This window comes from Paenibacillus sp. MDV22-iso6, assembly GCF_058408365.1.
Map to the genome: position 1 here is coordinate 421,626 of NZ_JBZVDZ010000006.1, position 13,171 is coordinate 434,796.

Annotated in this window: 11 protein-coding genes and 1 pseudogene; 10 read left to right on the forward strand and 2 right to left on the reverse strand. The window is 45.0% G+C overall.

Annotated features, from left to right (window positions below; genetic code table 11):
- Positions 1-27: 27 nt before the first annotated feature.
- Together AC4PM4_RS19290 and AC4PM4_RS19295 are read left to right on the forward strand one after the other, a co-directional pair.
- Positions 28-534, forward strand: coding sequence for an acyl-CoA thioesterase (locus tag AC4PM4_RS19290; RefSeq protein WP_491614302.1), 507 nt, complete (start codon positions 28-30; stop codon positions 532-534).
- A 6-nt stretch (positions 535-540) separates the two neighbouring features.
- Complete coding sequence (locus AC4PM4_RS19295) at positions 541-942, forward strand: FxsA family protein (protein ID WP_063568091.1); 402 nt, start codon at positions 541-543, stop codon at positions 940-942.
- 71 nt (positions 943-1,013) lie between these two features.
- On the opposite strand, the gene ytvI is transcribed toward AC4PM4_RS19295, so the two are convergent.
- Positions 1,014-2,132 carry a sporulation integral membrane protein YtvI gene (ytvI, locus tag AC4PM4_RS19300; RefSeq protein WP_491614303.1) on the reverse strand — a complete coding sequence of 373 codons (1,119 nt, stop codon included), beginning with the start codon at positions 2,130-2,132 and terminating at the stop codon, positions 1,014-1,016.
- Positions 2,133-2,610: 478 nt separating this feature from the next.
- Between ytvI and citZ the strand changes: the two genes are divergently transcribed.
- The 4 genes from citZ to AC4PM4_RS19320 all read left to right on the forward strand — a co-directional run bounded on the left by citZ (position 2,611) and on the right by AC4PM4_RS19320 (position 6,686).
- Positions 2,611-3,723 carry a citrate synthase gene (gene citZ / locus AC4PM4_RS19305; RefSeq protein ID WP_491614304.1) on the forward strand — a complete coding sequence of 371 codons (1,113 nt, stop codon included), beginning with the start codon at positions 2,611-2,613 and terminating at the stop codon, positions 3,721-3,723.
- A gap of 149 nt (positions 3,724-3,872) precedes the next feature.
- Positions 3,873-5,165: an NADP-dependent isocitrate dehydrogenase gene (icd, locus tag AC4PM4_RS19310; RefSeq protein WP_063568094.1), complete on the forward strand. Its 1,293-nt coding sequence runs from the start codon at positions 3,873-3,875 to the stop codon at positions 5,163-5,165.
- 15 nt (positions 5,166-5,180) lie between these two features.
- Positions 5,181-6,122, forward strand: coding sequence for a malate dehydrogenase (mdh, locus tag AC4PM4_RS19315; protein ID WP_072733980.1), 942 nt, complete (start codon positions 5,181-5,183; stop codon positions 6,120-6,122).
- A gap of 138 nt (positions 6,123-6,260) precedes the next feature.
- Positions 6,261-6,686, forward strand: a complete 426-nt coding sequence (locus tag AC4PM4_RS19320; protein WP_231952601.1) for a hypothetical protein — start codon at positions 6,261-6,263, stop codon at positions 6,684-6,686.
- A 227-nt stretch (positions 6,687-6,913) separates the two neighbouring features.
- On the opposite strand, the gene AC4PM4_RS19325 is transcribed toward AC4PM4_RS19320, so the two are convergent.
- Positions 6,914-8,473 carry a histidine kinase N-terminal 7TM domain-containing diguanylate cyclase gene (locus tag AC4PM4_RS19325; RefSeq protein WP_491614305.1) on the reverse strand — a complete coding sequence of 520 codons (1,560 nt, stop codon included), beginning with the start codon at positions 8,471-8,473 and terminating at the stop codon, positions 6,914-6,916.
- A 447-nt stretch (positions 8,474-8,920) separates the two neighbouring features.
- Here AC4PM4_RS19325 and AC4PM4_RS19330 point away from each other — a divergent pair.
- The 4 genes and pseudogenes from AC4PM4_RS19330 (at position 8,921) to AC4PM4_RS19345 (ending at position 13,111) form a co-directional block, all read left to right on the forward strand.
- A pseudogene (locus AC4PM4_RS19330) lies at positions 8,921-9,789 on the forward strand (SDR family oxidoreductase).
- A gap of 273 nt (positions 9,790-10,062) precedes the next feature.
- Complete coding sequence (locus AC4PM4_RS19335) at positions 10,063-10,407, forward strand: cupin domain-containing protein (RefSeq protein WP_079697696.1); 345 nt, start codon at positions 10,063-10,065, stop codon at positions 10,405-10,407.
- A 30-nt stretch (positions 10,408-10,437) separates the two neighbouring features.
- Positions 10,438-12,267, forward strand: a complete 1,830-nt coding sequence (pnpS, locus tag AC4PM4_RS19340) for a two-component system histidine kinase PnpS (protein ID WP_064639306.1) — start codon at positions 10,438-10,440, stop codon at positions 12,265-12,267.
- A gap of 115 nt (positions 12,268-12,382) precedes the next feature.
- Positions 12,383-13,111, forward strand: a complete 729-nt coding sequence (locus tag AC4PM4_RS19345) for a response regulator transcription factor (protein WP_053783546.1) — start codon at positions 12,383-12,385, stop codon at positions 13,109-13,111.
- Positions 13,112-13,171 lie beyond the last annotated feature (60 nt).

Genomic DNA, 13,171 nt, shown 5'->3' on the forward strand with positions numbered 1-13,171 from the left:
ATTGGTATATCGAAGGAGGCCGGTAACATGCAACAACAAAGCAATGGCAGTTGGTACACGGCACGCCTTCGCGTGCGTTATCAAGAAAGTGATCAGATGGGTGTGGTCTATCACGCCAACTATTTGAATTGGTTTGAAATCGGTCGAACCGAGATGATTCGCCAAATGGGGTATACATATCGTAAAATGGAGGAGCAGGGGTTACTGCTTCCGGTAACCGGACTGGATGTGAAATATCATAAACCTGCCCGGTATGATGATGACATCATCATTTTCACCCGTATTGTTGCATTTAGTGGTCTGCGACTGAACTATGAGTATGACATAAGGCGCATGACTCCAGACCTTAATGAGCAGATAGGCAGCGGGCAACGAGTATGGTCATCTGAGGAGTCCCTTCCTGGTGAACGATTGGTTACAGGCTCTACCCAACATGTATGGGTCAATGGGGACTGGAAGCCAGTCAGGCTGGATAAGGCAGCTTCTGAGCTCTACAGCGCGCTTGAGAAAGTGTGGCTTTCAGGAAAGGGGTAATACGTAATGCGAAGATGGATGTGGGCCCTGCTATTAATCATTCCGGTGATTGAACTGTTTGGTTTCATTCTTATGAGTGACTGGATTGGAGCCGGAAAGACATTGCTTCTCATGATTCTCACGTCCTTGATCGGTATAGCAATGTTGCAGTTTGAAGGACGAAAAGTACTTATTGATGCCAAATCCGAGATGGAGCGCGGTAAGGTGCCCGGAAGGAAAATGGTAGATGGACTATTTATTTTTGTCGGTGGTTTTCTACTGTTGATCCCGGGATTTATCACAGATCTGATCGGTTTTACACTGTTGTTCCCAGTAACACGTTCAGTGTACCGTCTATTCTTCCTGGGCTGGCTGGAGAAAAAAATGAGAAACGGAAGTATTAAGTTTTATCGTGGTCCGAAAAAATAGGATATACCAGCATCAGTTAAAGAAAGGCACCCACCACCAGATTCAGTCTGATGAGCGGTGCCTTTTTTTATTCATCGGACACGTCCGTTAATAATATATGTTCGGAGATCACGGAACACGTTCGCTCGATTAAATGCATCAAGGATAACGAGGCTGACAGGGCCGATGATCAAACCGAGTACACCGAACAGTTTCAATCCGACAAACATGCCAACCAATGTGGCCAGAGGGTCCAACCCGACACTGCTGGCAAGCACTTTGGGTTCAATGATTTGGCGGGCAATCAGCACAATGAGATATACAATACTGATGCCGATCCCCAGGTACAAGTCTCCATTCATAAGCAGGTATGCTGCCCAGGGAACCATCACCAGGCCAACGCCGAGATAAGGAAGCAGATCCACCAGACCGATAAGCAAAGCAATCGTGAAGGCAGACTTAACCTGGAGCACAAGCAATCCAATCATGACAAATAATGCGGTGATGGAGATCATGATCAACTGGGCTCGTGCATAACCGAACAGGGCTTTTTTCAGATCATTCCATATGTCGGTAATCGGTTTGCGAATGGATGAGGGTACCCAGCCCGATACGGTAATACTGTGTCTGGTCCAACTTTTGCTTATAAAGAAAGTTGACAGCAGAACCACGATTAATACGGCTCCCATATTGGGGAGAGAAGTGAGCAGGTTCAGGATCATGTTGAAAAATCCGGTGACCAGGTCCGTTACAGCTGTACCTACCGTTTCGGTTGTTTTGCTAATATTGCTGTTAATGGTCTCCTGATAGTTGGGATTTTCCTTGTAAAATTCATTGATCTGTCCAATTAAACTCTGAATCGTATCATTCTGGGTCCAGCGGATGAACGTAGCCTTAATCTCATCGACATGAAGGTCGAAGCTCGTCGTTAGTGAAATGACTTCCTTGACCATACGGGTTACCGCAGCAGACAATACGACGACAATGGCCCCGAAATAAATGATTAGTGATAAGGTTACAGCCAGCCAGCGGGGAAATCGGGCCTTGTATTGAAGCAACTTCACCAGAGGATTCATCGCATAAGCGATAATCCAGGCGATGGCAAAAGGATATAACAGCGGGAACAGCAGGTATATAGCAACGGCAATGAGTATGGTCGCAACAATCACCCATAAACCGCGCAACAGGCGTTTCATTATGATTCTATCCAAGCATCAACTCTCCTTATTCCATTTCAAGCTACCATGAAGGAAGCATAGGAAGCTATCTAGTTAATATAGAGCAAATACACTGATTTGAAACGCCAGGATGTCGTCGAATTATATCTTTTCTTTTGCCTAGAGTATGCCTCATGTTCACAAAATATAGCAATAAAAACTTGATTTATAGCATGGATTTATATAAAAAGAATAAAATGTCAACCTTGTTTTTGTAAAGGTTTTCAAAAATGCTTTATCAGTCCGATAAAGAAGTTTGATGTGCGGATGACCTCGCATCATGTTCACATAAACGACAAAATCCAGTATGATGAGATAAGGAAATACCGATTGACAGATATGAAAACCGGATATTGAGGTATTTATTAATTTTAAAATGTAAATGGTTACAAAAGAAGGACGAGTGCGTTTGAGCACGTAGATGACACTCTGGATGGGTTCTTGATTTCGTTTATTAAAGGAGAGATGTAATATGACAGCTACCAAAGGTCTGGAAGGCATCGTTGCAACAACCTCTTCGATCAGCTCCATTGTAGACGGTGTGCTTACATACCGTGGTTACGATATTGACGATCTGGCAGAACATGCAAGCTTTGAAGAAGTTGCCTATTTACTGTGGTTTGGTAAATTGCCAACTACGGATGAACTGAAATCCCTTCGCAAAAGCCTGAGCGATTACGCGCCGATTCCGAGCGAGTTGATTGCACAAATCCAATTGTATCCGAAAAACATGAGTACCATGGCAGCACTGCGTTCCGCGGTATCCGCACTGGCTCTGTACGATGAGCAGGCTGACGAGATGACAGCGGAAGCGAACGAGAACAAAGCGGTTAAGCTGCAAGCGCAGTTGCCAACCATTGTGGCAGCCATAGCCCGTATCCGTCAGGGCAAAGAACCTGTGGCTCCAAAAGAAGGCGCTTCCATCGCAGAAAACTTTTTATATATGATGACTGGAGAACAACCAGCCGAGACCGCTGTTAAAGCCCTTGATCAAGCGCTTGTCCTGCATGCGGATCACGAGTTGAACGCTTCTACATTTGCAGCACGTGTAACAGTAGCTACGCTTTCCGACATCTATTCGGGAGTAACTTCTGCGATTGGCGCATTGAAGGGGCCATTGCATGGCGGTGCAAATGAAGCCGTTATGAAAATGCTGAATGAGATTGGAACACCTGATCGTCTGGAAGCAGCTATTCAAGAAAAATTGAACAACCGTGAGAAGATCATGGGCTTTGGACACCGTGTCTACAAAAATGGAGACCCACGTGCGAAACATCTGCAAAAGATGTCCAAGGAACTGGGTGAAATGAACAACGATACACGCCTGTACGATATGTCAGTGAAGATCGAAGAACTGCTGACAGGACAAAAAGGTCTGAAACCAAATGTAGATTTCTATTCCGCTTCCGTATATACCCAATTAGGTATTGAAGAGGTCCTGTTTACACCGATCTTTGCGATTAGCCGGGTATCAGGTTGGACTGCTCATATTCTGGAACAGCTTGCGGATAACCGTATTATTCGTCCGCGTGCCGAGTACACAGGCCCAACAGATCAGAAGTACGTTTCAATCGAACTTCGCTAATGGCATCAAAACCAGTATAATAAAAAGGACGGGGTGAAGGGGTGTAACATGTTGGCTGAAATTAGCAGCACGTTCATAACCCTTCCTCCAATAAGACAAGCGGTGTGTTATCATACTGCATCTACGAAACCCAAGGAGGAATTATACTAATGAAATTAGAAAAATTTGCTCACCCAACTGAAGGCGAAAAAATTCAAATTGATAACGGTACACTGCAAGTACCTAATAACCCGATCATTCCATTTATCGAAGGTGACGGTACAGGCCGTGACATCTGGAAAGCTTCCAAACGTGTATTGGATGCAGCTGTTGAAAAAGCATATGACGGCAACAAAAAAATCGCATGGTATGAAGTGTTTGCTGGACAAAAAGCATTCGATACATACGGGGAGTGGCTGCCAAACGATACGCTTGAAGCTATTCGCGAGTATATCGTAGCGATCAAAGGACCATTGACTACACCAATCGGCGGCGGAATTCGTTCCCTGAACGTAGCGCTTCGTCAAGAACTGGATCTGTACACTTGCTTGCGTCCTGTTCGTTATTTCGATGGTGTACCTTCTCCGGTTAAACGTCCTGAGTTGGTAGACATGGTCATTTTCCGTGAGAATACGGAAGATATCTATGCAGGTATTGAATACGCAGAAGGTTCAGAAGAAGTGAAAAAAGTAATCCAATTCCTGCAACAGGAGATGGGTGCAAACAAAATCCGCTTCCCTGAAACTTCCGGTATTGGTATCAAGCCAGTTTCCTCCGAAGGTTCCAAACGTTTGGTACGTGCAGCAGTACAATATGCCATCGATCACAACCGTAAGAGCGTTACATTGGTACACAAAGGCAATATCATGAAATTTACAGAAGGTGCCTTCAAAAACTGGGGTTATGAAGTTGCTGAAGACGAGTTCGCTGACAAAGTGTTCACTTGGGCACAATACGATATCATTAAAGAAAAAGACGGTACGGATGCAGCTAATGCAGCTCAAAAAGCAGCTGAAGATGCTGGCAAAATCATCGTGAAAGATGCTATTGCCGATATCGCTCTGCAACAAGTATTGACTCGTCCAGGTGAGTTCGATGTAATCGCAACGTTGAACCTGAACGGTGACTATCTGTCCGATGCACTGGCTGCACAAGTTGGCGGAATTGGTATCGCTCCAGGAGCGAACATCAACTATGTAACAGGACATGCTATCTTCGAAGCTACTCACGGTACTGCACCTAAATATGCAGACAAAGATGTCGTGAACCCTGGTTCCGTTATTTTGTCCGGCGTTATGTTGCTTGAGCACCTGGGATGGCAAGAAGCGGCTAACCTGATCTACAAAGGTATGGAAACATCCATCAACAACAAAACAGTTACTTATGACTTTGCACGTCTGATGGACGGCGCTACTGAAGTGAAATGTTCTGAATTTGCTGATCAAATCATTAAAAACCTGTAAGGGGAGATGTGAATCGTGACTATTCAGCGCAAAAAAATCACAGTAGTCGGCGCCGGATTTACCGGAGCTACAACGGCTTTGATGCTTGCCCAAAAAGAACTCGGGGATGTTATTCTGGTTGATATTCCGCAATTGGAAAACCCGACTAAAGGTAAAGCGCTCGACATGTGGGAAGCTAGTCCTGTTCAGGGCTTCGACAGCAATATCGTCGGTACTTCCAACTACGAGGATACTGCAGGTTCGGAGATTGTTATTATTACGGCAGGTATTGCCCGTAAACCAGGTATGAGCCGTGATGATCTGGTCAACACGAATGCAGGAATCGTGAAGTCTGTTTGTGAAAATGTGAAAAAATATTGCCCTGATTCCATCGTCATTATTCTAAGCAACCCGGTAGATGCAATGACATATGCAGCTTATCAGACGCTTGGTTTCCCTAAAAACCGCGTAATCGGCCAGTCCGGTGTTCTGGATACTGCACGTTATTGCACATTCATTGCACAAGAGCTGAATGTATCGGTTGAAGACGTCCGTGGATTCGTTCTTGGCGGCCACGGAGACGATATGGTACCACTCGTTCGTTATTCCAGCGTTGGCGGTATTCCAATCGATACCCTCATCCCGGCAGAGCGCATTGAAGCCATCGTACAACGCACACGTGTTGGCGGGGGTGAGATCGTTAACCTGCTCGGAAACGGCAGCGCATATTATGCACCAGCAGCTTCATTGGTGCAAATGACCGAAGCCATTTTGAAAGATAAAAAACGAATCATTCCGGTTATTGCTTACCTTGAAGGGGAATATGGCTACAACGACTTGTTCCTTGGTGTGCCAACCGTTCTGGGTGGTAACGGAATTGAGAAAATATTTGAACTGGAACTGACTGCTGAAGAAAAAGCGGGACTCGACAAATCTGCGGATTCGGTTCGTAACGTCATTTCAGTAGTTAACTTGTAAGTTTGAAAACTTTTTGACAGGAACAGACAGAAAACCTTCGGATCATCCGGAGGTTTTCTTTTCTTTGGATAAGTTCCCCAGTATAATGAGATGTGATGTATAGCACACTGACTGAAATTTCTGAGGAGGATGGACATTTTGACAATGATTATGTATTTGCTCCATATTATTGGAGCACTGGCGATGGGCTTCTATCTGATCTTGCCATTCGTTGTGGGCAAAATCCGTACATTGAGTGCTGCCGCTCAAGAGGGAGCATTTGCATCGCTCCGTTCATTAAACCGTATCGCACAGTACGGACTTGTAATTCAGCTTCTTACGGGTGGTTACTTGATGACCAAGGGTGAGTATTCCTATCTGTGGATGGGCGTGGTAGTGGTTCTGTTGCTGGCTATTGCAGCAATCGGTGGCATTATGGGTAAACCGTTACGCTTGGCAGCAGAGGCTGTGAAAAGCAACCGTGATGTCAGTGCAGAACAAAGTAAGATTCGTATGTTCAGCACATTGCTTGCCGTATTCCTGCTCATTATGGTGTATCTGATGGTGAACAACCAAGTGATCTAACAATAGCTGCGAATGAGTTTTATTTGAGAGCTGAACTTAAAGCGTTTGCACTTTAAACGTTGGGACAAGCTGAATAAGAAAGTAAGGTCTTGAACCGTATTGAAATAGACAGCCCAGAGGCTGTCTATTTTTGTTCGCTCGGTCTGGGGGGAATTCTTAAAACAATCATGGTGTATCGTGTTGAATTAACGCATATAAGGGCTCAAGCAGTTATACACAATATTTAGTTAACCCAGGCTCACACTGTGGGCAAATACGGTGTTACGACCGTTACGCTTGGACTCATATAGTGCCGTATCGGCATCACGCAGCAAGGATTCCAGAGAATCGGACCCTCCATTATATTGTGCCACTCCGAAGCTTGAAGTCAGTGGAATACGAGTACCTTGTACCTCCAGCGGGTCATTCAACAAAGCCACGCGTAACTTCTCAGCAAGCTGCTCACCGTCTTGGAGGGAGGCATTGGGTACCGCGATAACAAACTCCTCTCCTCCATAACGTGCAAACAACATCTCCGAATTCAGATAACGATTACATACAGAGACCACATGAATGATGGCCTGATCCCCAACGTCATGTCCATAGGTGTCATTAATTCGTTTGAAATGATCAATATCAAATAATATAAAGGCCGTCGGCCGCAGATTAAGCTGGGCTTCACTCAGTATCTCTCGACCTCTAAGCAGGAACTGCGTGCGGTTATATATTTTGGTGAGACCATCGAAGTAAGCCAGTTGCTTCAATTGTTCTTGTAGGAAACGTTGCTCTGTAATATCAATCAGCATAATCAGTGTGCCAACGGCTTGTCCTTCTTTGTTATACACATAAGAGGTTCTCACCTGATAACAGACGGTCTCTCCGTTTAATTGCCAGTACAGATCGGTTTGCAGACCTTCTCGGCCATATTCCACTGGAAAGGTCTCACCGGCAAGCGACAGCCATACATCGTTCAGATGTTGACCTACCATGCTGAAATCAAGCTCTGGCAGCATATCACGCAGAGATTTATTATAGTCGACGAGACGATTGGAACTATCCAGCACGATAACGCCTTCACGCATGCTCTCAAAGATACTATCCTTGGCGATAGGTACGATGGTTAACAGACGGGAGGATAGAATAGCCCAGATATACATTGCGGATGTAATGCACATGAGAACCGGAACAGGATCCATACCACCTGGGGTCAGACCAAGTAAATACACAAAGGCCGCTACCATGGGAATAAGCTGTGAAGTGATCAATGTGAGTAACTGACGACGATACATCTTTTTGGTATGTTTCCATTGTCCGACGAGAATAAGGCAGGCACATAACAGACAGGAAAAGGTGAATGCACCATGAACAACGTACCATTGCCCTACGGCAATATCCATTAGAGGGAAGGAACTGTCTTCTCTTAACCATACTCTTTTATAGAAAAGATGATGAAAATCATTTGTTGCCACCATGAACAAGGTAATGGAAGGGATTACAAACAGTGCAGCAGAAGCTTTTTTGGATAATTTTTTACCCGTGTATTGCATCATGAGCATCAGCCCAAGAGAGGCGGAGAAAGGCATACCAATGTATTCGACGACCGTCCAGAATTTCATCTGCTCCAGTGTATTGCTGGCGAGTTCAATCGCGTAACCGAAGGTGTAAACCGACAGAGCTGCTGTATAGAGAATGAATATTTTCGAACTGGGGATTTCTGCTCTTCTAACATAAGTATATAAACACAGAAAAACATTCAGCACAGCTGAAGTTGCTACAAGTGTTATATAAGAATTAATGTGCGATTCCATGGGTTTGGTCTCCATATTAGATCAGAATATTTGCTTAGTTGGGAAGCATGACTGCATGACATCGCTTCATCCAAACTGGATTAATTTTATTTAAAGCTTATCTGTATACTGTACATTGTACATCAGCTCATACGGCATAGGAATACAATTTGGTTGGTGAATCCGTTCAATTTCGATAAAATTTTCGAATGATTGGCATAATAGGTCGAATTCAATGCGGCTTTGCCTCAGTTGACAGCATGTCTGTGAGAAACGATAAAGAAACAGCCATTAGAGTATTGGGAATTTTTCTGTTTAACCGCCAAAAGCGAGTGGTAAGTATGTATCGAGGCAAGAGACAGTGACTTTGGAGCATGAGCATTGGAAAAGGGAATAATCTGTATTGTTCATGCCATCCTACAGAATGAGACTAGATCAGACATTCCATTTAGAGAGGAGAAATGCCAGATGTCAACCGACACACAAAACAAAAAGACGATGCCTGCCCAACATCAGGATCAGCCCCCGGGTATCGAATCGGAGATGCACCCCAACCAGAGTTTGAGAAACCTGAATATAAAGCAGCCGGTAAATTGTTAGATAAGGTTGCTCTGATCACGGGTGGAGATAGTGGAATTGGACGTGCTGTTGCCGTTACATATGCGAAGGAAGGCGCGGATGTAGCGATTGTATACCTGAGTGAGCATGAGGATGCGGAAGAGACCAAGCGTCAGGTCGAACAGGAAGGACGCAAATGCATATTGATTCCCGGTGATATTGGTGACAATGCCTTTGCCAGGAAATCCGTGCAGCAGACGGTGGATCAACTAGGCAAGCTGGATATTGTCGTGAATAATGCAGCGGAGCAGCATCCCCAGCAGCAGCTGGAGGATATTACTCCAGAACAGCTGGAGCGTACGTTCCGCACAAATATTTTTGGCATGTTTTATATTACACAGGCTGCTCTGCCACATCTTAAGAAAGGTAGTACAATCATTAATACAACCTCCATTACCGCATATCGCGGAAATCCGACGTTAATTGATTATTCATCTACGAAAGGAGCTATCACTTCATTTACACGCTCCTTGTCGATGAATGTTGTGGAGAAAGGAATTCGTGTGAATGCTGTCGCTCCAGGGCCAATTTGGACCCCGCTCATTCCATCCACATTTGATGAGAAAAAGGTGAGTGAATTTGGTGCTACTCAGCCGATGAAACGTCCAGGGCAACCGAATGAATTGGCTCCAGCTTACGTATATCTCGCTTCGGATGATTCTTCCTACGTGAGCGGTCAGGTGATGCACGTTAATGGCGGCGAAGTGGTCAACGGATAATCTATTGACGACGTATTTCAAACGAAGGCGTATCGTTACCAGCATGACTGGTCGGTACGTCTTTTTTTAATGAGCATATAGCGGAAGAGATATGATTTTGATCCAGTTTACAAAAGTCGGGATCGGCGTTGATGCAACCATGATACTTTATCATTAGGCTTGCCTGGAGATAGTTCTAGAACTGACGCCGCGTGCTGCTAATCAAAAATGGCAGGGTCTCCATGCTATCTGTGATATGATATAGACCGACAAGTAAGCTTCGGAGGCGGTCACATGAAGATTAGCAAACAAAATGCGGCACACTATATATGGGGTGGACAGTGCGATGGTTGGCATCTCGTTCAAGATGAAACACTGAGCATTATTCATGAACGTATGCCTGCAGGAACTTCTGAAACCCGGCACTACCATTCGATAAGTCGTCAGTTTTTCTTTATTCTTAGCGGTGAGGCTTGTATGGAACTTAACGGGGAAGAGTTTGTGCTTGAACTCCATGAAGGGATAGAAATTGCGTCGGGCATGCCACATCAGATGCAGAATCGGGGCGAAGCAGACGTAGAATTTCTTGTCATTTCACAACCCACCACTCGTGGTGATCGAATAGAAATGGATATGTAATTATTAATTTTATAACAAAGGAAGAGATAGATGAGACCGTTCCGAATTCGCCTTGCCATCATTATGATGGTGCTGATCGGTATTTCCGTCATTGTGGCGGGGTATACGATGGGCAGAGTTTTTAAGACTACTCACATTAATGCATTGGAGCAAACGATGGTGCGTGAGATCAACTTGCTAAAAGCAACGTTCCCGTTCCATGATGCAACCAATCCAAAAAATGCAGAGACACAGAAATATTACTCAGAACGTGCGGTTGAGCTGGATCGACTGACGGATTCACGGGTAACTTTTATCAATAAAGATGGAACGGTCATTGGCGACTCGGAGAGCGATCCCAATTCAATGGACAACCACTTGAACCGTCAGGAGATTAAAGAAGCGGTTGGGCAAAATTATGGTCAGTCGATTCGTTATAGTGCAACATTAGGGCAGGACATGCTGTATGTGGCGCTTCCTGTGAATTCGGATCAAAGCGACATGATCGAGTTACCCAGTGGGAAATTTGATGGTTACATTCGACTATCCATGAGTCTTGAAGCTGTTGATCAGGGTCTTCAGCAGGGCTGGATTTTGATGTTCTTCACCTTGGGCCTTCTGTTCCTGATTGTGGCTCTGGTAAGTTACCGGGTTGCGCGGGGACTGACATCACCCATTGAGCATATTACAAAGGTGGCTCACCGGATCACCAAGCTGGATTATGATGCTAGAGTGGATGTAACTCGTAATGATGAGATCGGTCAACTGGGACTTGCCATTAACGGAATGGCAGACAGCCTTCAGATGCAACTGAAGACGATCAGGGATAATGAAGCGCTGCTGCAAAGTGTGCTTGCCAACATGACGGGCGGCATTATTATGATTGATGCAGGTCAATCCATTGCACTGGTTAACCGGGAAGCGGAGCGTATGCTCGGCATTCAGGCAGAGCGGGTTACTGGCAAACCATATATTGAATTGAAGCGGCATTATGAGCTGACACGCACGATTGAAGAGAGTGTTGCATTGCGAGAACCGATGCATGAAGAAGTAAGTGTGTTCAATCCAGTCGAAAAATTAATTCGCATTGATGGAGTACCGATGTCCGAAGATGACGGCGCTTATCGGGGGATGCTCTTTCTCCTACAGGATGTCACGGCGATCCGCAGGCTGGAATCAATGCGCAGTGAGTTCGTCGCGAATGTATCTCATGAACTCAAAACGCCGGTGGCTGCGGTCAAAGGTTTTGCCGAAACGCTTCTTAGCGGCGGGGTACAGGACAAAGAGACGGAGCGTTCATTCCTGCAGATTATCTATGATGAAGGTGACAGACTGAATCGATTAATCGGAGATATTCTGGAGTTATCCAAAATTGAGTCCAAACGGGCTCCCCTGCAGTGTTCACCTGTGCATGTGCATTCGTTCTTCGAGATGGTCCTGGGTACCTTGTCCAAGGTGGCGGAGAAGAAAGAAATTCGCCTGGAGATGAATGTTCCCGAAGAATTGTATATTGAAGCTGATGAGGATAAAATGAAGCAGATCTTTATTAATCTGTTATCCAACGGCATTAATTACACGCCTGAGGGCGGAAGGGTAAAATTACAAGTGTCGGTTGAACATAATGAGGACGAAGAAGAAGTTGTATTTGCAGTATCCGACACAGGAATTGGTATTCCGAAGAAAGATTTGCCGCGGATTTTTGAACGCTTCTATAGGGTGGACAAGGGCAGATCCCGTAACTCGGGAGGCACTGGACTTGGACTTTCAATTGTGAAACATCTGGTAGAATTGCACCATGGCAAACTGTCTGTAGAGAGTGAACTTGGCATGGGGACTACGTTTCGTGTTATCCTTCCATTAATTCAGGATGAAGAAATCTAGTGCGATGGAAGTGAAATGTAAAAGGAATGTGCTGTTTTACACAGAGTTAACAATTAGGTGCTATGATAATGAAAGTGTTGTGGCAACAGACAACCTATAGGAGAGAAGGGGTATCATGGCGCAGCGTTTGCTCGTTATTGAAGATGAACCAACATTATCAAGATTGCTTACGTACAACCTGACACAAGAGGGCTATGATGTTATTGCTGAGGATCACGGATCTTCAGGTTATGATCGGGCGTTGTCCCAGGAGTTTGATCTGATTCTGCTGGATCTGATGCTTCCTGGAATGAACGGTCTGGATATTCTGAATAAGTTACGAATTCAGGGTGTTAGCACACCGGTCATTATTCTCACAGCCAAAAACGGTGAAGCCGAAGTTGTACAAGGCTTAAAATCAGGTGCCGATGATTATATTACGAAGCCATTTGGTGTATCCGAATTGCTTGCTCGCGTAGATGCAGTGTTAAGACGTTATTCGAACGGTGAAGATTTGCCGCAACCAGAGGATAAAGACGGTTCCCGTATTATTCTGGGAGAGCTTGAGATTTATCCTTTGAAGTATGAAGTGACACTGGGTGGACAATCCATCAGTCTTCGTCCCAAGGAGTTCGAGGTACTGCTTTATCTGGCCAAGAAGCCGGGTGTTGTGCTTACACGGGATGATCTGATGAATGCGGTCTGGGGCTTCGATTATATCGGAGGACAGCGCACGGTGGACGTTCATGTCAGTTCATTGCGGAAAAAGTTGGAGCTGGACCCGGAATCGGTTCATATTGATTCGATTCGCGGTGTAGGTTATAAATTGGTTGTAAAAAGAAAAACTCCCCATCATTCAAGTTAACAATGATCGGGGAGTTTTTTTTACATTCCGTTAACATAAACAATTATTTTCCTTTACGTA

Excerpts from the sequence above, each read along its gene's own strand:
- AC4PM4_RS19290 (WP_491614302.1), top strand. The coding sequence starts at position 28 with ATGCAACAACAAAGCAATGGCAGTTGGTACACGGCACGCCTTCGCGTG.
- AC4PM4_RS19295 (WP_063568091.1), top strand. The coding sequence starts at position 541 with ATGCGAAGATGGATGTGGGCCCTGCTATTAATCATTCCGGTGATTGAA.
- citZ (WP_491614304.1), top strand. The coding sequence starts at position 2,611 with ATGACAGCTACCAAAGGTCTGGAAGGCATCGTTGCAACAACCTCTTCG.
- icd (WP_063568094.1), top strand. The coding sequence starts at position 3,873 with ATGAAATTAGAAAAATTTGCTCACCCAACTGAAGGCGAAAAAATTCAA.
- AC4PM4_RS19325 (WP_491614305.1), bottom strand. The coding sequence starts at position 8,473 with ATGGAATCGCACATTAATTCTTATATAACACTTGTAGCAACTTCAGCT.
- AC4PM4_RS19335 (WP_079697696.1), top strand. The coding sequence starts at position 10,063 with ATGAAGATTAGCAAACAAAATGCGGCACACTATATATGGGGTGGACAG.
- pnpS (WP_064639306.1), top strand. The coding sequence starts at position 10,438 with ATGAGACCGTTCCGAATTCGCCTTGCCATCATTATGATGGTGCTGATC.
- AC4PM4_RS19345 (WP_053783546.1), top strand. The coding sequence starts at position 12,383 with ATGGCGCAGCGTTTGCTCGTTATTGAAGATGAACCAACATTATCAAGA.